General features: G+C 38.3%; 18 protein-coding genes and 1 tRNA gene. 12 read left to right on the forward strand and 7 right to left on the reverse strand.

Annotated elements, in window-relative coordinates; translation table 11 throughout:
• Positions 1-13 precede the first annotated feature (13 nt).
• The 4 genes from gap (at position 14) to gpmI (ending at position 4808) form a co-directional block, all read left to right on the forward strand.
• Positions 14-1027 carry a type I glyceraldehyde-3-phosphate dehydrogenase gene (gap, locus tag LQE94_RS13570; RefSeq protein ID WP_118723862.1) on the forward strand — a complete coding sequence of 338 codons (1014 nt, stop codon included), beginning with the start codon at positions 14-16 and terminating at the stop codon, positions 1025-1027.
• Between the two features lie 146 nt (positions 1028-1173).
• A complete protein-coding gene (locus LQE94_RS13575) occupies positions 1174-2367 on the forward strand; it encodes a phosphoglycerate kinase (RefSeq protein ID WP_022075780.1) in 1194 nt (397 codons plus the stop codon).
• A gap of 73 nt (positions 2368-2440) precedes the next feature.
• Positions 2441-3190, forward strand: coding sequence for a triose-phosphate isomerase (gene tpiA / locus LQE94_RS13580; protein WP_117989620.1), 750 nt, complete (start codon positions 2441-2443; stop codon positions 3188-3190).
• Positions 3191-3269: 79 nt separating this feature from the next.
• Entirely contained in the window at positions 3270-4808 is a 1539-nt protein-coding gene (gpmI, locus tag LQE94_RS13585) for a 2,3-bisphosphoglycerate-independent phosphoglycerate mutase (protein WP_240577931.1), read from the forward strand.
• Positions 4809-4899: 91 nt separating this feature from the next.
• Here the strand turns inward: gpmI and LQE94_RS13590 are convergent, their stop codons facing one another.
• On the reverse strand, positions 4900-5076 hold the full coding sequence (locus LQE94_RS13590; protein WP_240577932.1) for a hypothetical protein: 177 nt from the start codon (positions 5074-5076) through the stop codon (positions 4900-4902).
• A gap of 210 nt (positions 5077-5286) precedes the next feature.
• The gene (locus tag LQE94_RS13595) at positions 5287-6060 is read right to left on the reverse strand and encodes a sulfite exporter TauE/SafE family protein (RefSeq protein ID WP_240577933.1); all 774 of its coding nucleotides are present in this window, start codon (positions 6058-6060) and stop codon (positions 5287-5289) included.
• 274 nt (positions 6061-6334) lie between these two features.
• Here LQE94_RS13595 and LQE94_RS13600 point away from each other — a divergent pair.
• Positions 6335-6417 (forward strand) — tRNA-Leu (locus LQE94_RS13600).
• Positions 6418-6702: 285 nt separating this feature from the next.
• Here the strand turns inward: LQE94_RS13600 and LQE94_RS13605 are convergent.
• The 3 genes from LQE94_RS13605 to LQE94_RS13615 form a co-directional block, all read right to left on the reverse strand.
• Positions 6703-6912: a PTS ascorbate transporter subunit IIC gene (locus LQE94_RS13605; protein WP_117989646.1), complete on the reverse strand. Its 210-nt coding sequence runs from the start codon at positions 6910-6912 to the stop codon at positions 6703-6705.
• Positions 6913-6914: 2 nt separating this feature from the next.
• A complete protein-coding gene (locus LQE94_RS13610) occupies positions 6915-7955 on the reverse strand; it encodes an SPFH domain-containing protein (protein WP_240577934.1) in 1041 nt (346 codons plus the stop codon).
• A 114-nt stretch (positions 7956-8069) separates the two neighbouring features.
• Positions 8070-8972 (reverse strand): helix-turn-helix transcriptional regulator, encoded by a 903-nt coding sequence (locus tag LQE94_RS13615; protein ID WP_240577935.1) that lies wholly within the window; start codon positions 8970-8972, stop codon positions 8070-8072.
• Positions 8973-9147: 175 nt separating this feature from the next.
• Between LQE94_RS13615 and LQE94_RS13620 the strand changes: the two genes are divergently transcribed.
• Positions 9148-11136, forward strand: coding sequence for a glycoside hydrolase family 31 protein (locus LQE94_RS13620; protein WP_240577936.1), 1989 nt, complete (start codon positions 9148-9150; stop codon positions 11134-11136).
• Positions 11137-11265: 129 nt separating this feature from the next.
• Here LQE94_RS13620 and LQE94_RS13625 read toward each other — a convergent pair whose 3' ends face one another.
• Positions 11266-11883, reverse strand: a complete 618-nt coding sequence (locus LQE94_RS13625; protein WP_240577937.1) for an HAD family hydrolase — start codon at positions 11881-11883, stop codon at positions 11266-11268.
• 237 nt (positions 11884-12120) lie between these two features.
• Here LQE94_RS13625 and polA point away from each other — a divergent pair, with 237 nt between their 5' ends.
• From polA to LQE94_RS13655, 6 genes are all read left to right on the forward strand, one after another.
• A complete protein-coding gene (polA, locus tag LQE94_RS13630; RefSeq protein WP_022075767.1) occupies positions 12121-14736 on the forward strand; it encodes a DNA polymerase I in 2616 nt (871 codons plus the stop codon).
• 55 nt (positions 14737-14791) lie between these two features.
• A complete protein-coding gene (gene coaE, locus LQE94_RS13635; RefSeq protein WP_240577938.1) occupies positions 14792-15373 on the forward strand; it encodes a dephospho-CoA kinase in 582 nt (193 codons plus the stop codon).
• Positions 15370-16167, forward strand: coding sequence for an MBL fold metallo-hydrolase (locus LQE94_RS13640; RefSeq protein ID WP_022075765.1), 798 nt, complete (start codon positions 15370-15372; stop codon positions 16165-16167). Before coaE ends, LQE94_RS13640 begins: the two co-directional genes overlap by 4 nt.
• 100 nt (positions 16168-16267) lie before the next feature.
• Positions 16268-16540, forward strand: a complete 273-nt coding sequence (locus LQE94_RS13645) for an ACT domain-containing protein (RefSeq protein ID WP_022075764.1) — start codon at positions 16268-16270, stop codon at positions 16538-16540.
• A 54-nt stretch (positions 16541-16594) separates the two neighbouring features.
• A complete protein-coding gene (locus LQE94_RS13650; RefSeq protein WP_240577939.1) occupies positions 16595-17959 on the forward strand; it encodes a PFL family protein in 1365 nt (454 codons plus the stop codon).
• A 74-nt stretch (positions 17960-18033) separates the two neighbouring features.
• Entirely contained in the window at positions 18034-18897 is an 864-nt protein-coding gene (locus LQE94_RS13655) for a DegV family protein (protein ID WP_240577940.1), read from the forward strand.
• A gap of 87 nt (positions 18898-18984) precedes the next feature.
• On the opposite strand, the gene LQE94_RS13660 is transcribed toward LQE94_RS13655, so the two are convergent.
• A complete protein-coding gene (locus LQE94_RS13660; protein ID WP_240577941.1) occupies positions 18985-20271 on the reverse strand; it encodes a nucleotidyltransferase in 1287 nt (428 codons plus the stop codon).
• Positions 20272-20326: the final 55 nt, after the last annotated feature.

Consider the following 20326-nt stretch of genomic DNA (forward strand, 5'->3'; position numbering starts at 1 on the left):
GGAGGAATTAATCATGGCAGTAAAAGTAGCGATTAATGGTTTTGGACGTATTGGACGTCTTGCATTCAGACAGATGTTCGGAGCAGAGGGATTTGAAATTGTAGCAATCAACGATTTAACATCTCCAAGCATGCTTGCTCACCTGTTGAAATATGATTCAACACAGGGAAGATATGCACTGGCTGACAAAGTAGAGGCAGGAGAAGACTCTATCACAGTTGACGGAAAAGAAATCAAAATTTACGCAAAAGCTAACGCAGCTGAACTTCCATGGGGAGAGATTGGTGTTGACGTTGTTCTGGAGTGTACAGGATTCTACACATCTAAAGCAAAAGCTCAGGCTCATATCGATGCAGGTGCTAAACACGTTATTATTTCTGCACCAGCAGGAAATGACCTTCCTACAATCGTTTACAATGTAAACCACGAGCAGCTTACAAAAGATGATACAATCATCTCAGCAGCTTCTTGTACAACAAACTGTTTAGCTCCAATGGCTAAAGCATTGAATGATCTTGCAGAAATTCAGTCTGGTATCATGTGCACAATCCATGCATATACAGGAGATCAGATGACTCTTGATGGGCCACAGAGAAAAGGTGACCTCAGAAGATCTCGTGCAGCAGCAGTTAATATCGTACCTAACAGCACAGGTGCAGCAAAAGCAATCGGTCTGGTTATCCCAGAACTGAACGGAAAACTGATTGGTTCTGCTCAGCGTGTTCCTACTCCAACAGGATCAACAACAATCCTTACAGCAGTAGTTAAAGGTGAAGTTACAGTTGACCAGATCAACGAAGCTATGAAAGCAGCTTCTAACGAATCATTCGGATACAACACAGATCAGATCGTATCTAGCGATATCGTAGGAATGAAATTTGGTTCTCTGTTCGATGCTACACAGACAATGGCTCTTCCAACAGGTGATGGAAATACAGAGGTTCAGGTTGTATCTTGGTATGACAACGAGAACTCTTACACAAGCCAGATGGTAAGAACAATCAAACATTTCGGAACATTACTGTAAGCCGAAATTGGGAATATGAAACGGATGTATGTCCGGAAATAGACTCACAAAGGGTCCGGTCTTATTGGGGCCGGACCCTTTTTAAATTTATAAGGAACGATTTTCTATAAATTTAAAATGCTTTATAAAAAAGGAGAATTACAACTATGCTTAACAAAAAATCAGTAGATGATATCAACGTAAAGGGCAAAAGAGTTCTTGTAAGATGCGACTTCAACGTTCCATTGATCGATGGAAAAATTACAGATGAAAACCGTCTTGTAGCAGCTCTTCCAACAATCAAAAAATTAGTTGCAGATGGAGGAAAGATTATTCTTTGTTCTCACCTTGGAAAACCAAAGGGAGAGCCAAAGCCAGAATTATCACTTGCTCCAGTAGCAGTTCGTTTATCAGAATTACTTGGACAGGAAGTAAAATTTGCTGCTGATCCAGAAGTAGTAGGACCAAACGCAAGAGCAGCAGTAGAAGCTATGAAAGATGGAGATATCATCCTTCTTGAGAACACTCGTTACAGAGCTGAAGAGACAAAGAACGGAGAGGCATTCAGCAAAGATCTTGCATCTCTGTGTGATGTATTCGTTAACGATGCATTCGGAACAGCTCATAGAGCACACTGCTCTAACGTTGGTGTAACACAGTTCGTTGATACAGCAGTTGTTGGATACTTAATGCAGAAAGAGATTGATTTCCTTGGTAATGCAGTAAACAATCCAGAGAGACCATTCGTAGCAATCCTTGGTGGTTCTAAAGTTTCAAGCAAAATCTCTGTAATCGAGAACTTACTTGATAAAGTAGATACATTGATCATCGGTGGTGGAATGTGCTTCACATTCAGTAAAGCTCAGGGTGGAAAAGTAGGAAATTCTCTTCTTGAAGAGGATTACTGCCAGTATGCATTGGATATGATCAAAAAAGCTGAAGAAAAAGGTGTAAAACTTCTTCTTCCTGTAGATGCAATCATTGCAGATGAATTCTCTAATGATGCAAATACAAAAGTAGTTCCTATGGGAGAGATTCCAGAAGGATGGATGGGACTTGATGTAGGTCCAGAGACAGCTAAGTTATATGCTGACGCTGTAAAAGATGCGAAGACAGTTGTATGGAACGGACCAATGGGATGTTTCGAGATGCCTAAATTCGCTACAGGAACAGAGACAGTTGCAAAAGCACTTGCTGATACTGATGCAGTTACAATCATTGGTGGTGGAGATTCTGCAGCAGCAGTTAACCAGCTTGGATATGGTGACAAGATGACACATATCTCAACAGGTGGTGGAGCTTCTCTGGAATTCCTTGAAGGAAAAGAATTACCAGGTGTTGCAGCAGCAAATGACCGTTAATTATCTGTTATTCAGCAAATGATTTTGAATAATAAAATTGTTTTAACAAAAAATAGATGAGGAGGCCAATAAAATGGCAAGAAAGAAAATTGTAGCAGGAAACTGGAAAATGAACAAAACTCCAAGTGAGGCAGTAGCACTTGTAGAAGAATTAAAACCATTAGTAGCAAATGAAGAAGTTGATGTTGTATTCTGTGTACCAGCAATCGACATCGTTCCTGTTGTGGAAGCAACAAAAGGAACAAACATCCAGGTTGGTGCTGAGAACATGTATTTCGAAGAGAGCGGAGCTTACACAGGAGAGATTTCTCCAGCAATGCTTGTAGATGCAGGAGTAAAATATGTTGTTCTTGGACATTCTGAGAGAAGAGATTACTTCGGAGAGACAAACGAAGATGTAAATAAAAAAGTTCTTAAAGCATTTGAGCATGGTCTTACACCAATCATGTGCTGTGGAGAAACTCTTGAGCAGAGAGAACAGGGTGTTACAATGGACTTTATCCGCCAGCAGGTTAAAGTTGGATTCCAGAATGTAACAGCAGATCAGGCTAAAGAAGCAGTTATCGCTTACGAGCCAATCTGGGCTATCGGAACAGGAAAAACAGCTACAACAGAGCAGGCTGAAGAAGTTTGTGCAGGAATCCGTGCTTGCATCGCTGAAGTTTATGATGAAGCTACAGCTGAAGCAATTCGCATTCAGTACGGCGGATCTGTAAATGCTGGTAATGCAGCAGAGTTATTTGCTCAGGCAGATATCGATGGAGGTCTTGTTGGAGGAGCTTCCCTCAAAGCTGATTTTGGAAAAATTGTGAACTACAAATAATTAAAAAGCATTGGCGTGGGGAGTCGAACAGGCTCTCCACGATTGCTGTTACCTTAAAGATAGAAAGGAAACACATATAATGAGTAAAAAACCAACCGTATTGATGATTCTTGATGGATATGGATTGAATGATAAAGAAAAGGGCAATGCTGTTGCTGAAGGTAAAACTCCGGTTATGGATAAGCTTATGGCAGAATATCCATTTGTAAAAGGCTATGCAAGTGGAATGGCTGTAGGACTTCCAGATGGACAGATGGGTAACTCAGAAGTAGGACATCTGAACATGGGAGCAGGAAGAATTGTATATCAGGATCTTACAAAGATCACAAAAGCAATCCAGGATGGAGAGTTCTTTGAGAATAAAGCACTTATTGCAGCTTGCGAAAATGTAAAGAGCAATGATTCTGCACTGCATTTAATGGGATTAATGTCTGATGGTGGAGTACACAGCCATATTGAACATGTATTTGGACTTCTTGAACTTGCTAAAAAACAAGGAATTGAAAAAGTATATGTACATTGCTTCCTTGATGGACGTGACACACCTCCGGCATCAGGAAAAGAATATGTAGAGCAGTTAGAAGCTAAGATGAAAGAACTTGGTGTTGGAGCGGTTGCAAGCGTATCAGGACGTTATTATGCAATGGATCGTGATAATCGTTGGGATCGTGTGGAAAAAGCTTACAATGCAATCGTTAAAGGGGAAGGCGAGACAGCTGAGTCTGCTACAGCAGGAATTCAGGCATCTTATGACAATGATGTGACAGATGAATTTGTACTTCCAACAGTCATTGTAAAAGATGGTGCACCACTCGCAACAATCAAAGAAAATGACTCTGTTATCTTCTTTAACTTCCGTCCTGACAGAGCAAGAGAGATCACAAGAACTCTTTGCGATGATGAATTTACAGGATTCGAAAGAGGAGAAAGAGTAAAAACAACATTTGTTTGCTTTACAGAGTATGATGTTACAATCGAAAACAAACAGGTTGCATTTGTAAAAGATGAAATTACAAATACATTTGGAGAATTCCTTGCAAAAAATGGTCTGAAACAGGCTCGTATTGCAGAAACAGAAAAATATGCACATGTAACATTCTTCTTTAATGGTGGAGTAGAAGAGCCAAATGAAGGAGAAGACAGAATTCTTGTAAAATCTCCAAAGGTAGCAACATATGACTTGAAACCTGAGATGAGTGCATATGAAGTGTGCGATAAATTAGTAGATGCAATCAAATCTGATAAGTATGATGTAATTATCATCAACTTTGCTAATCCGGATATGGTTGGACATACTGGTGTAGAAGATGCAGCAATCAAAGCGATTGAAGCTGTTGATGAGTGTGTTGGCAAAGCAGTAGATGCCATCAAAGAAGTAGATGGACAGATGTTTATTTGTGCAGACCACGGAAATGCAGAGCAGCTGATCGATGATGAAACTGGAGAGCCATTTACAGCTCACACAACAAATCCGGTTCCATTTATTCTTGTAAATGCAGATCCTGCATACAAATTAAGAGAAGGTGGATGTCTGGCAGATATCGCTCCTACATTAATCGAATTGATGGGAATGGAACAGCCAGCTGAGATGACAGGTAAATCTTTACTTGTAAAATAATAAATAGACAAAAAATAAAAGGAGCAGAATTCTTATAATGGAATTCTACTCCTTATTTGTTGAGTATTAAAATATTTTCAGCCATGGCATCTTACTTTCTGTACATATATCCAGAAAAATTACCATTCATACATGCAAGCCCCTTGACAATTGTCTCACAATTTTCTGAAAAATATTTTTTGATTGAAGAAACTACTTTATTTAATAATTCTTCCTGATAGTTAAAAAATTCTTTTGACATTTCTGGTGTTAATGCAAAATCAAACATAATATATCTCCTTTTCTTATCTTACATAATTGTTTTGGAAAATTTCTTTTCCCTTGCTACGTGTATTATAATAGCATTACTCAAATAAATTGTTTAGATATGTTTTTGTGTAAAAAATAGGTCATTATTGACATTAAAAAGCCGAATAGGACGAATAGGGACGGGGTTTTCCAGCTTTTTCCATCGGAAAAGAGCCGGAAAACTCCGTCCCTATATGATGATTTTCAGCAGGAGCAGAAATAGTACAAGTAAAATACTAGGACGAACAATTTTAGCTCCACTTTTCATTACCATTCCTGCGCCAAGATAACCTCCAAGCATATTACAAAGGGCAGCAGCAATTCCAAGAGGAATAAGTACCTGCCCGTTTAAAAAGAATATGACTAAAGAAGTGATATTGGTTGTAAGATTAATAACTTTTGCCTGTGCATTGGCTGTTTTAATACTAAGTTTAGCAAATACAGTAAAGGCGATAATTAAAAATGTACCGGTTCCCGGACCATAAAATCCATCATACATTCCAATCACAAAAGCAGCAATGGAAGCAGTGAGATAAGTACGTTTATCAAGTGTAATAACATCGGTTTCATTATCATGGAACAGCTTTTTGTTTAGTACAAAAAACGCAGCAATCGGCAGAATGACAATCAGTACATGCATCATTATTTTTTCGGGAATAATCAGAGAAATATGAGCTCCGATGGCAGAGCCGATAATTGCCATAATAACGGATGGAACTGCTAATTTAAAATTTACCAGGCTATTCTTGATAAAGCGGGCGGTTGCAAGGGTAGTCCCGCAGGTTGATGAAAGTTTGTTAGTTGCAATCGCAGTATGGGTAGGAAGTCCGGCAATCAGATAAGCAGGAAGCGAGATCAGACCGCCTCCGCCGCCGATTGCGTCAACCAATCCAGCGAGAAATAAAAACGGACAGACAATCAGAAACATAGAAATCGTCGGTTCGATTGTAATAATGGTATTCATGAAAATTCTCCTTGTAGTAAAATAGATTTAGTGTCATAATCTGAATAGATGAACATGTCAAAGTATAGCATAAAGAAGGATAAAGTGTAAATATAAGTAGTTGGTTTGAAGTGTCTGGCAGCTCAAAAATTTGAGATTTTTTAATAAAAACATATTGAATTAAAGAAATTTTATGTTTTTTTGAAAAAAATTGAAAAAAATCAAAAAAAGCTATTGCAAAAGTAGAAATGATATGGTAAGATAAATCTCGGTTCGGAGTTAATACGAACCGCGAGCGGATGTGGCGGAATGGCAGACGCACAAGACTCAAAATCTTGCGTAGGTGACTACGTGCGGGTTCAAGTCCCGCCATCCGCATGAATCAAGACCTGAGAGCAGTAATTGTTCTCAGGTTTTTTATTGTTATGTATACGAAAAAAAGGTCCAATGGACCTTTTTTATTTTGCATATCATTCAAGTCGAACGTCCGTGAGACTTGACGCGTGATTCTGGTCAGCGAAGCTGACATATTCCTATCAGAATCACTGCGCATCCTCGCGGAGCGTTTATCTCAGTCGGAGATTGGACTCCCACTGAGACAAATTTGCTATTACTCACCACCTGAAGAGGTGGGAGTCTTCTCGACTGAGATAAACTATCTTTTTAAGAAATATCTAAATCAATCGGCTCATCCAGATGTTCAGAAACATATTTCCCATTTTTCTTTCGTTGTCGGACGCATTCAGTCAGAAGATATTCAATCTGACCATTCACAGAACGAAAATCATCTTCTGCCCAGGCTGCAATTGCGTCGTACAATTTGTTGGAGAGGCGCAGAGGGACTTGTTTCTTTTTATTATCCTTTTCAGCCATAATTAGTACAGGCTTCCAGAATTAATAATTGGTTGGGTGTCATGGTTACCACACAGAACAACCAGTAGATTAGATACCATAGCAGCCTTACGTTCTTCATCCAGTTCTACAACATCTTTTTCACTTAATTGATTAAGAGCCATTTCAACCATTCCGACAGCACCGTCAACAATCATTTTTCTTGCATCGATGATTGCAGAGGCTTGCTGACGTTGAAGCATAACAGCGGCAATTTCAGGGGCGTAAGCAAGATAAGTGATTCTTGCTTCAATAATCTCAAGACCTGCATCAGCCACTTTATTCTGAATTTCCTCGCGGATTCTCGCGGCAACAATCTCACTGGAGCCACGCAGACTTCCTTCATCTGCCTGACCATCCCCCGTTGTATCTACATCAGGTGCAGTATCATATGGGTAGATGCGGACAATATTACGAAGCGCACCATCACATTGCAGGGAAAGATATTCTTTGTAATTATCTACATTGAAAACAGCTTTCGCTGTGTCCACTACGCGCCATGTGACAGCAATCCCGATTTCAATTGGATTTCCGAGACAGTCATTAATTTTCTGACGGGAATTATTGAGTGTCATAACCTTGAGAGAAATCTTTTTGCTTGAAGATTCTTCTGATGTTCCGGTTGTAGAAATTCCTAAAATGTTAGAAAGATTTGCATTTTTCTTTGCATTATTATCAACATCACCACTCTGGCTTAATTTTGTTTTGGAAGCAGGATTTACACTTGTACAGAAAGGATTCACAAAATAGAATCCAGCCTCTTTAAGTGTCCCCACATAATTACCGAAAAGAGTAAGTACGAGAGCTTCCTGTGGTTTAAGGACTTTCAGACCGAGGAATGGAACCCATCCAATACTAAGCCAGATAATACTGATAATCAATACAGTAATAGCAGGTGCAGTAACTGAAAATCCCATGGATATAGCAGAAAAAATACATCCGGCAATTGCAATCATATAAAGGAAAGAAAAAAGCAGAAGCATTCCCATTCCATTCTTTTTAGTTGACAATATTTTCTCATTCATCTTGATTCCTCCTTTGAAATAGAATGAAATTCATTTGATATCATTATGATATCATCTCTTGCGAAAAAGTCAATATACTAAAAATAAAAGATTAATGGTAAGGGATAAGAGTCATTAAAGTTGTCGATACTTTTGAGGCGTAGATCCTTTCAGCTCTTTAAATTTTCGAATAAAATAACTTACATTTTCAAATCCGCAGTCCAAACTAATCTCCAGTACGCTCTTAGTAGTATCTCGCAACATTTCACAAGCTTGTTCGATACGGTATTGAATCAGGTATTTCATTGGCGGCATACCGGTGATATCTTTGAAAAAACGGCATAGGTATTGGCTGTTACATTCCGCAATTTCAGCAAGGTTATCTAAAGAAATATGTTCAGGATAATGCAATTTCATATAGGAAACAAGTTTTTTGTAGCGTGCAATTTTCTGGCGTTCACAGGATGAAAGTGTATCGTTTTTCTGAAGAAAAAAATGATGCAAATACATCGTGCTCATCAATTCCAATAACTGCAACTTACAGGAAATATACCAATTTTCAGTTTGTAAGAGAGAATCATGCAAAATTTTTTGAATCCGTGGATAAAGCACAGGATAAAGAGCATCATTTGGGTGTAATACGTGAGGAAAAATATTATCATGGTTTATAAATGGCTGCAGGATATCTGTCTGCAATGCATCAGAATATTGAAAAGCCAAAAGCTCAGGATTGAAAATGAATACGTCGTGTATGGTGCCTTTTTTTAACCCGGTGATTTGATGTAAATCCCCACTATTTAAAAAAGCAATATCACCTTCGTTTAATATATATTGCTCCAGATTGATTTCAAATTCATAACTTCCTTTGAGGATTAAGATGATTTCTATTGTGTGATGCCAGTGGCGCTCCACAAAGAAATGATTTGGATAAAATGAGTTGTTTCCTGATTCAAAGTGGAGTCCGATCATAGGATGCTTTTTGGTTCCGTGAGATGCATGTTCCTTTAAGGAAGTATCGAGATAAGTTTTATTATACATAAATCAAAGTCCTTTCAAATGTATCAATTAAATTTATAACACCTATAAAAAGTCAATATTGTGTTATAATTATAGCGGATATTGCAAGAAATATCAAATCCATAACGATATACTGTGATTATAAGGCAACCATTTATCAGACAAGTGACGAAAATAAAACTAGGGAGGAATCAAAATGAAGCGTTATGAATATGGAAATCCATTTGACACAGAAGCAATCGTAGAGAAGGTTGATGCAACAAAAGGAAATCCAAAGTACGGAACTATTTCACAGAAAGAAGGATTTGTATTTACTTATATTATGGATGACGATGATATCGTTTATGGTCTTGGTGAGGCGAATCGAGGAATTAATAAGAGAGGTTATTGTTATATCAGTGACTGTTCAGATGATCCTGAACATACAGAAGATAAACGCTCTTTATATGCGGCACATAATTTTATTATTGTGAGCGGCAAGCAGACATTTGGAATGTTCTTTGATTATCCGTCAACATTGACATTTGATATTGGATATACACGAATGGATACAATGAAAGTATCCTGTGAAAATGCGGATTTGAATTTGTATGTATTTGAAGGAGAAAATGCATACGATATTGTAAAACAGTTCCGCAAAGCAATCGGACGTAGTTATATCCCACCTAAATTTGCGTTTGGATTCGGACAGAGCAGATGGGGATATGAGACAAAAGAAGATTTTTGTGAAGTGGCAGCAAAATATCGTGAGAATCATATTCCATTGGATATGATATATATGGATATTGATTACATGCAGGATTTTAAAGATTTTACATTAAATGAGGAAAACTTTAAAGATTTCCCGGGATTTGTACAGGAAATGAAAGATAAAAATATTCGCTTGATACCGATTATTGATGCAGGTGTTAAAGTCGAAGATGGATATTCGATTTATGAAGAAGGTGTGGAAAAACAATACTTCTGTAAACGTGAAGACGGAAGTGATTTTGTGGCAGCAGTTTGGCCGGGAGATACACATTTCCCAGATGTATTGAATGCAGATGCAAGAAAATGGTTTGGAGACCAGTATCGTTTTTTGACAGAGCAGGGAATTGAAGGTTTTTGGAATGATATGAATGAGCCGTCTATTTTCTACTCAAAAGAAGGGCTTGCCGAAGCAAAGGAGGTTGCAAGACGATTTGCAGATGATGAAGAAGGCAAGGTGAACTTGTGGGAAGTAGGTGGAAAATTATTTGGACTTGCAAATAATCATGAAGATTATCGTAGATTTTATCATCTTGTAAATGGAAAGAAAGTGCGTCATGACAAAGTGCACAATCTGTTCGGGTATAATATGACCAGAGCAGCAGGAGAAGCATTTGAACGGATTGATCCTGAGAAACGTTTTCTTATGTTCTCGCGTTCTTCGTATGTGGGCATGCATCGTTATGGTGGAATATGGACAGGAGATAACAAATCCTGGTGGTCACACATTTTGTTAAATTTGAAAATGATGCCGTCCTTGAATATGTGTGGTTTCTTGTATACAGGAGCAGACCTCGGTGGATTTGGGGCAGATACAACAAGAGATTTGTTGTTACGCCATCTTGCATTAGGTGTCTTTACACCATTGATGCGTGATCATGCGGCAAAGGGCACGAGAGAGCAGGAATGTTATCAGTTTGAGCAGATTGAAGATTTTCAGCATGTAATAGGTGTCAGATATCGTCTGATTCCATATTTGTACAGTGAATATATGAAAGCTGCATTGAATGACGATATGTATTTTAAGCCATTGGCGTTTGAATATCCAAAGGATAAGAGGGCTGTTCGTGTAGAAGATCAGTTAATGCTTGGAAATGAGATTATGATTGCACCGGTTTACGAACAGAATGCACGAGGCCGTTATGTTTATCTTCCAGAGACAATGAAGTTTGTCAAGTTCTTACCAGACGGAACAATCTTGGAAGAAATTTTGGAAAAAGGCAATCATTATGTTGAGGTTGCATTAAATGAAGTGCCATTATTTATCCGAAGTGGAAAATGCATTCCATTGGCAGAAACAGCTGAATCTGTGGCAGAGCTGGATACAGAAAATTTGAAAATGATTGGATTTGAAGGTGCACAATATACACTATATGAAGATGATGGAATTCATAAAGATTACGGTAATGTAGAAAATTATCGGAAACTAAAGATGTAAAAATCATACTGAAAAAATTTATAAAAAATAAAACGGTGACAGAAGCATAGGTGAATCATCCGGGAAAATACATAAAAGGTGCAACAAATGAAAGATAATATTTGTTGCACCTTAAATTATCCGGCAGAATTAAAAAAGTGTTGTCAGGTCAGTGATGTCTTTAATTTTTGTCTTTGCATCAGGAACATCACCAAATCCATATTCTGCAAAAATGAAGGGAACATCAGCTTCTTTGCATGCATCGGCATCGCCTTGTGTGTCACCGACATAAACAACATCTTTTAGATTGTTACGTTCCATTAAGGTACGGATCGTTTTGCCTTTGGATGTGTTTGTCTGACCAAAACAAAGCGTGTCTGTAACATATTTATCAAGACCGGAAGTAGAAAGCATAACTTCTATATAACCACAGGCGCAGTTACTGACAATAAAGAGTTTGTGCTTTTGGGAAAGTTTTTGAAATGTTTCTACAACTCCATCGAATACAGGACAAGGTTCTTTTGCAAGCAGTTGATTTTCATATTCAAAGCATAAATCTCCGAGGTGTGTGCGTTCTTTTAAAGGAAGCATAGGAAAAACAATGTCACAGATTTCATCCATTGTTTTGCCAAAGATTCTGTTTAGAAGCGGTGCATCAACGATTAAATCAAGATCCGAGTTTTCCCGGATCGCTTTTGTCCATGCCTTTGCGACAGCATCAGTTGAGTTCCAAAGCGTTCCGTCTACATCAAAAATAATTCCATCCATTTATAAGAGTCTCCTTTTATTGTGGTAAAAAAATCTAAATTTATGGATTGCAGTCATAAGAGTAAGAGACTGCAATTATTACGCAATATAATATAGCAGAAGAACTAAAAATCTTCAAGTTTTAGAGTACTTTCTGTTAGAACTTCCCCTTTAAAAACAAGCGGATTTAGTGTATACTCATAAAAGCGAAAGAATTGCCTTTTTGAATTTAAAAGGCCATTGAATGGAGAAGATGATATGCGTGAGAAAATTGTTTTGATAGACGGACACAGTATTTTGAACAGAGCATTTTACGGTGTTCCGGATTTGACAAATGCGGAAGGACTGCATACCAATGCGATATATGGATTTTTGAATATTTTGTTTAAAATATTAGATGAAGAACAGCCAGAATATCTTACTGTTACATTTGATGTACATGCGCCGACATTTCGCCATGAGATGTATCCGGAGTATAAGGGTACAAGAAAACCAATGGCAGAAGAACTAAGACAGCAGGTTCCTGTTATTAAAGAAGTACTGCAGGCAATGAATATTGCAACGATCGAGAAAGCAGGTTTAGAGGCAGATGACCTGCTTGGAACAATATCACATTCCTGCGAAGAAAAAGGGATGGATGTGGCGATTATCTCGGGGGATCGGGATACTTTGCAGCTGGCAACAGAACATGTCAAAATCAGAATTCCAAAGACGAAGCAGGGCCGTACAGAGATAGAGGATTACTTTGCTTCGGATGTAAAGGAAAAATATGGTGTGACACCAACTGAATTTATTGATGTAAAGGCATTGATGGGAGATACCGCGGATAATATTCCTGGCGTGCCGGGAATCGGAGAGAAGACTGCAACAAAGATTATTGTAGAATACGGGAATATTGAAAATGCACACGAACATGTGTCAGAGTTAAAACCGCCAAGAGCAAGCAAAAATCTGGATGAATTCTGGGATCAGGCAGTACTGAGTAAAACACTTGCTACAATTGATATCCATGCAGATGTGCCATTTGATCTGGAGGCTGCCAGACATGGCAACATGTATACAAAGGAAGCACATGATTATTTCCAGAGATTACAGTTTAAAAATCTTCTCGGACGATTTGATGTAGAGGCAGATTCGAATGATGTAGAAGAATATTTTAAAGAAATCACAGAAAAAGCAGAGATTGAACAGGTATTTGCGGAAGCAATGAAGACAAAGCTTGTGGGAGTCGGAATTTCAGAAGATGCGGGAAATGTTCTGCCATTATTTGCACACGAGTCCGGATACGGAAGAATTTCTCTGGCTTATGATAGAGAAAAAATTTATACCATTCCGGCAGACATGGAAGTGACCATGGATTATCTGTTTGGAAAGCTTACAGAGCTTGCAAAGAAGGTAGATACATTTGCATTATGTAATCTGAAAAAATATTTATCATTGATTTCTGTGGAAAAAGAAGAACATTGTTTTGATCCGATTTTGGCAGCATATTTGTTGAATCCTTTGAAAAATGATTATGATTTTGAAGATATTGCCAGAGAACAGTTAAATTTGATAATTGATGAAAAAGCAGATGAAAAAACAAAATCCTGTTATGAAGCGTACACAGCATTTGCATCTGTAGAAATATTAAAGAAAAAGCTCGATGAGACAAAGATGAAAAAATTGTTTGACGAGATCGAGATGCCATTATTATTTACCTTGTATGATATGGAGCATGCAGGGGTGAAAATAGAGGCAGACGCTTTGAAAACTTATGGGGAGCAGCTCGGAAGTAAAATTGTGGAGCTTGAAAAGAATATTTATGACAAAGCAGGAGAGGTATTTAATATTAATTCACCGAAACAGTTGGGTGTGATTTTGTTTGAAAAGATGGGGCTGCCGAACGGGAAAAAAACAAAGACCGGATATTCAACAGCAGCAGATGTATTAGATAAACTGGCACCGGATTATCCAATTGTATCAGAGATTTTAGAATATCGTCAGCTAACAAAACTGAAATCTACTTATGCAGACGGACTTGCAGGTTTTATTCAGACAGACGGAAGAATACATGGAACTTTTAATCAGACGATTACTGCTACCGGACGTATCAGCAGTACAGAACCGAACTTGCAGAATATTCCAATCAGGACAGAACTTGGACGACTGCTTCGAAAGGTGTTTGTCCCGGAAGAAGGATATGTTTTTGTAGATGCGGATTATTCTCAGATTGAATTGCGTATATTGGCACACTGTTCAGGGGATGAACAGTTGATTCAGGCATACCGAGAGGCAAGAGATATTCATAGGATTACGGCATCTCAGGTATTCCATATTCCATTTGATGAAGTAACAGATTTGCAGAGAAGAAATGCAAAGGCTGTAAACTTTGGAATAGTATACGGAATCAGCTCATTTGGTTTAAGTCAGGATTTGAGTATTACAAGAAAAGAAGCAGCACAATATATAGAGAATTATTTCCAAACTTATCCGGGAATTAAGACATTTTTGGATGAATCTGTGGAAAATGCGAAAGAACATGGATATGCAGTGACATTATATGGAAGAAGACGACCTGTACCGGAGTTGAAATCAAGCAATTTTATGCAGAGAAATTTTGGAGAACGAGTAGCCATGAACGCACCGATCCAGGGAACTGCTGCCGATATTATGAAAATAGCAATGCTCGGAGTAAACAGAGAATTAAAGAATCGTAATATGAAATCCAGATTGATTTTGCAGGTGCATGATGAATTGTTGATCGAAGCATATCAGGATGAAGTAGAAGAAGTGCAGACAATTTTAAAAGACCAGATGGAGCATGCGGCAGAACTAAAAGTACCTTTGATCGTAGATATGCACAGCGGAAACAACTGGTATGAAGCAAAATAACAAAGGAACGATATCAAAGCCAATATAGATATGCAATATAATTGCGGAGTATGAAATGAAAGTAATAGGAATTACAGGAGGAGTTGGCTCGGGCAAGAGTCAGGTTCTTGGATATTTGGAAAAAACATATAAGGCAAAAGTTTGTCAGCTTGATGAGGTGGGAAAAGAATTACAAAAAAGAGGAAAGCCATGTTTTCAAAAAATCGTAGAAACATTCGGAGAACAGGTGATAGGAGAAGATGGTGAGCTGAATAGACCTGTTTTAAGCAGTATTGTGTTTCAAGATGCGGATAAGCTGGAAATGTTAAATGAAATTGTTCATCCCCAGGTGAAGGTGGAAGTGACCCGTCAGATTATAGAGGAACAGAAAAAAGATACACCACTGTTTGTGATTGAGTCGGCCCTGTTGCCGGAGGCAGGATATGAAGATATCTGTCAGGATATGTGGTACATTTATACGAAAGAAGCTATTCGTAGAGAAAGATTAAAAGCATCCCGCGGATATAGCGATGAGCGTATCACAAGGATGATAGCATCACAAAATTCAGAAGAACTATTTCGGGAAGTATGTACACATGTGATCGATAACAGTGGGGATTTTAAAGATACAGAGAAGCAGATAGGAGAAATATTATGAGAATGTGCAGCATTGCCAGCGGAAGCAGTGGCAACTGTATTTATGTAGGAAGCGATGATACACATTTGCTTGTGGATACAGGCATTAGCAAAAAGCGTATTGAGGAAGGATTAAAAGAACTGGATGTGAAAGGAGAGGAACTGGATGGAATTCTTGTGACACATGAACATTCAGATCATATCCAGGGACTGGGGGTATTTAGCCGTAAATATGCGATACCGATTTATGCAACACCGGGAACAATCCGAGGAATTGAAAAATCTTCCAGTCTTGGAAAAATGCCGGAAGGGTTATTGCATCCAATCGAGACAGATAAGATGTTTCAGTTGGGAGATATCGATATCCATCCATTTCAGATTTCGCATGATGCAAATGAACCATGCGGATATCGGATGGAGAATGCAGGAAAAGCAGTTGCAGTTGCGACAGATCTTGGAACATATGATGATTACATCGTAAAAAAACTAAAAAATCTGGATGCAGTTTTACTGGAAGCAAACCATGATATACATATGCTGGAAGTAGGCGGATATCCTTACCCGTTAAAGAGAAGAATTCTTGGGGATAAAGGTCATTTATCAAATGAATTGTCAGGTCAGTTACTTTGTGATATACTACATGATAATTTGAAACATATCATGCTGGGACACTTGAGCAAAGAGAATAATTATGCAAGACTTGCATATGAAACAGTGAAGCTGGAAGTGACACTGGCGGATAATGCTTACAAAGGAGAAGACCTGGATATGTGGGTCGCAAAGCGCGATTCGGTATCTGATATCATAGAGGTCTAGCCTGATATATTCAGGTATGCGTGCCGGATATGATTTCCGGTATAGACAGAAATATAATATGGAACAATGTACATCTTGAGACAATTAGGAGGAGAAAATCATGAAGAAATGTATCGTAACTGTAGTGGGAAAAGACACCGTAGGAATTATCGCAAAGGTATGTACATACTTGGCAGACAACCAGATTAATATTCTGGATATTTCTCAGACAATCGTACAGGGATATTTTAACATGATGATGGTTGTTGATGCAGCAAATATGAAAAAAGATTTCGCAGTAGTTTGTGATGAACTGGAAGCTCTTGGAACAGAGATCGGTGTAGCAATCCGCTGTCAGAGAGAAGAAATCTTCGAAAAGATGCATAGACTGTAAGAGGTATCATACAGAAACAAGATCAAATAAACGAATATGTGAGGAAATAATGCTATGATTAATATGTATGAAGTATCTGAGACAAATAAGATGATCGAACAGGAGAATCTGGATGTCAGAACAATCACACTTGGAATCAGCCTATTAGATTGTATTGATTCTAACCTGGATGAATTAAACCGTAAGATTTATGAGAAAATCACAACAGTGGCAAAAGATCTGGTTTCAACAGGTCAGGATATTGAAAAAGAATTTGGAATCCCAATTGTCAATAAAAGAATTTCTATTACACCTATTTCTTTGATCGGAAGTGCTGCATGTAAGACACCGGAAGATTATGTGACAATAGCTAAAACACTGGATAAAGCAGCAAAAGAAGTGGGCGTTAACTTTATCGGTGGATATTCAGCACTTGTGTCAAAGGGCATGACAAAAAGTGAGGAAAATCTGATCCGTTCAATTCCACAGGCACTTGCACAGACGGAGAGAATCTGTAGTTCAGTGAATGTGGGTTCAACAAAAACAGGAATTAACATGGATGCAGTACGTCTTTGTGGAGAGATTGTGAAAGCAACAGCAGAAGCAACAGCAGATAATGATTCCCTTGGATGTGCAAAATTAGTTGTATTTTGTAATGCACCGGATGACAACCCATTTATGGCGGGTGCATTCTTAGGAGTAACAGAAGCAGATGCAGTGATCAATGTTGGTGTCAGTGGTCCTGGAGTTGTAAAGAAAGCGTTGGAAAAGGTTCGTGGAAAAGGATTTGAAGAACTTTGTGAGACGATTAAAAAGACTGCATTTAAGGTTACAAGAGTAGGACAGCTTGTTGCAGGAGAAGCTTCAAAGCGTATGGGTATTCCATTTGGTATTATCGATTTGTCTCTCGCACCTACTCCGGCAGTTGGAGATAGTGTGGCTGAGATTTTGGAAGAAATCGGATTGGAAAGAGTAGGAGCACCAGGAACGACAGCAGCACTTGCTATGCTTAATGATCAGGTGAAGAAGGGCGGAGTTATGGCTTCTTCTTATGTTGGAGGACTTAGTGGAGCATTCATTCCTGTCAGTGAAGATCAGGGAATGATCGATGCAGTAAATGCAGGTTCGCTTACATTGGAAAAACTTGAGGCAATGACATGTGTATGTTCTGTTGGACTGGATATGATTGCAATCCCTGGAAAAACAAGTGCAAGTACAATCTCAGGTATGATTGCAGATGAGATGGCAATCGGTATGGTCAATCAGAAAACAACAGCAGTACGTCTGATTCCGGTCATTGGTAAAGATGTAGGAGATGTAGCAGAGTTTGGTGGATTACTTGGTTATGCACCAATCATGCCAATCAACGAATTTGGATGCGAGGCATTTATCAGTCGTAAGGGAAGAATCCCAGCTCCAATTCATAGCTTTAAGAACTAATAAAGAAGTTTATTCTGTGTGAAAAGACATTTGTCGGGCACAGGTTGGAAAACAAATAGGGGAACTAATTAAAGATGAGTAAAATTGCAATAGTAACAGACAGTAATAGTGGAATTACACAGGCGATGGGGAAAGAATTGGGAGTATATGTTATTCCAATGCCATTCTATATTAATGGAGAATTGTTTTTTGAAGATATCTCACTTTCACAGGAAGAATTCTATCAGGAATTAGGAGAGGATGCGGAGATATCTACTTCGCAGCCATCTCCCGGAGATGTGATGGATCTGTGGGAAAAACTACTGAAAGAATATGATGAGATTGTACATATCCCGATGTCGAGTGGGCTAAGCAGCACTTGTGAAAATGCAATTTCTTTGTCTATGGAATACGATGAAAAAGTACAGGTTGTAAACAATCAGCGCATTTCAGTGACACAAGAGCAGTCGGTCAAGGATGCATTGGTATTGCGTGATGCAGGTAAATCAGCAAAAGAAATCAAAGAAATTCTTGAAAAAGAAAAGTATGAGTCAACAATTTATATTACTGTAGATACTTTGAAATATCTAAAAAAGGGTGGAAGAATCACAGCTGCGGCTGCGGCACTTGGAACAGTGTTAAATCTGAAACCGGTACTGACAGTCCAAGGTGATAAGTTAGACGCATTTTCAAAAGTGCGAGGGTTGAAAGCTGCAAAACGTACAATGCTAAAAGCAATTGAACATGATATCGAAGAGCGCTTTAAAGGAAAAGAAGATCAATTGATTCTTGGTATGGCGTATACAGGAAATGAAGAAGCAGCGCAGGAATGGAAAGAAGAAATTCAGAAAAAATTTCCACAGTATGAACTGATAAGTGCACCATTATCATTGAGTGTGGCATGTCATATCGGACCAGGTTCACTTGCAATAACATGTACGAAGAAAGTAAGCTTGTAAAATTAAAAAAGTATATATACGATAATAAGAAAGCTATTGTTTGAGGAAATTCAAACAATAGCTTTTTGGCTTTGAATTTATGAAAAATTATAATTTTAAAATGCCGTGGTTATACTCGTTTTTAAATGGAGTCCGGAATTTTTCAGTAATTACAGAATTATACAAATTTGAAGCTAAAATATCTTGATTTAGCATACGTTGGCCAGCATCTGAAAGCTTGTCTTGTTTGTATAGCTTTGTTAATAAAGGAAGCGTTCCGGTCTTAGAGATTGCAGAAATTACTTTTTCACAATCTTTTCTGAAACCAAGCAAATGTGCGTAGTAATGATATCCATCAGTTAAATAAGTTTCCTGATCTTTCTTTTTAATACCGAGCATAATATGCAATAGTGCACGATTGATTCTCGTCTGTGTTACTTCTTTTGTTTTTAACAATTCGCAGAATTGACGATAATCAAAAAAGTTATTCAGATTTGCATAAATACGATTAGCCAATTCTTCAGAAACATCTGCATACCGAATGAGCTTTTCGGGAGTTTTGTTTAATAGCTTATATTTTAGAAGAAGTGAAAAATCCTGTTCTGAGATTGGATAAAGAACCTGATGGTTTTCTTCTAATAATTTAAAACAAGAGGATGGAACTTGTTTTGCCAATTCACCCGAGATGCCGGAAAAACGTGTGTTTCCACGCTTGTGAAAACCTTCTGATGCAGTGCCAAAGGAATCGGAATACGCAAAAAGTGAACGGATCGCAGAAGCAGAACTGTATGTTGTGCGCAGTGTCCGGTCATGGTAATGAGAATCCTGCCGTTTGATTGTGCAAGGTTTTATGTTGCTGTTTATACGTCGGAGTGCTTTTAAGTATTCTACACCAAGAATATTATTTGGATTGTTTAATAAAAAAGAAGAATCGGCAGTTTTCATAATGGTACCAAGTGCTTCTTGCCTTGCGGCAGGAAAAGAAAGTCCGCTTCGCAGGGCTTCTTGTAAAAGCTGTTTGTATTCTGTCGGTTCTTCGCATAAAATATCAGCAATTGCCTGGAGTCCCTGTAAATCATTGCACTCACTTCCGAAACAAAGATAATCAACGATTCCGAGCTTGTCTAATAATGATACCGCACCGAGGGCAAATAGTTCCGCACTGCCGGTAGAATAGCAGACGGGAAGTTCGAAGACTGCACAAGCTCCGCAGTTCAATGCCATCTCTGCTCTCAAACGTTTGGGCATAATGGCAGGCATGCCTCTTTGTACATAGTCCCCACTCATAACAACGATAGCGGCATCCGCGCCGGTTATTTTTTTTGCCTGTTCAATATGATATTTGTGTCCATTGTGAAAAGGGTTGTATTCCGTGATTAATCCTACGATTTTCATGTTTTTAACATTTTGCTCCTTGTATATGTTGATATAAACTATTATACTATATAAA

Source organism: Mediterraneibacter sp. NSJ-151 (assembly GCF_022487435.1).
Classification (GTDB): Bacteria; Bacillota; Clostridia; order Lachnospirales; family Lachnospiraceae; genus Schaedlerella; species Schaedlerella hominis.